This is a genomic window from Neisseria sp. P0021.S007 (assembly GCF_051956855.1).
This window is the reverse complement of the sequence record NZ_JBQCXA010001503.1, coordinates 1-471: the sequence shown is the minus strand read 5'-3', so window position 1 is coordinate 471 and position 471 is coordinate 1. Positions and strand designations below refer to the sequence as shown.

The window sequence follows — 471 nt, the reverse complement described above, 5'->3', positions numbered from 1 at the left end:
AACCATACCGGTGTGGATATTTTGTTGTCGAAAGCGGCACAAGAGTCCGGCAAAAAACGCCTCGCTTTAGAGGATGTGACGGATATCTCTCAAATGTTTGCCAGCCAGCCGGAAAAGTTGATGATCAAAATGTTGATGACAGTGAACGAGTATAATGATCAGGAAATCAAACACCTCTTTGACCTTTACGAGAAGGGAAATTTTGCAGAATTACCTTTGGCAGAAGCTGAATTTGAGCAGGAATTTGCTCAAAAATGTCCTGATGCTATTCCCGTTTTGTCTTGGGAGCGTAGCGATTTGCTGATTAAGCGCAATCAAATTTGGCTGCCGAAAATCAAAGAGATATCTGCTAAAAAGAAAACGGTGTTTGCTGTGGGTATCATGCACCTGATGTCTGAACAAGGCTTGATTGAGAAATTGCGCAAGGATGGTTATCAGGTGACGCCGGAGCCTTCAATATTGATGTGGTAA

Annotated in this window: 1 protein-coding gene; it reads left to right on the top strand. The window is 42.9% G+C overall.

Annotation, left to right across the window (positions count from 1 at the left end; translation table 11 throughout):
• Positions 1-471 (top strand): TraB/GumN family protein (locus ACTHUR_RS19945; RefSeq protein WP_440400531.1); only part of this gene is annotated, 471 nt, incomplete at its 5' end.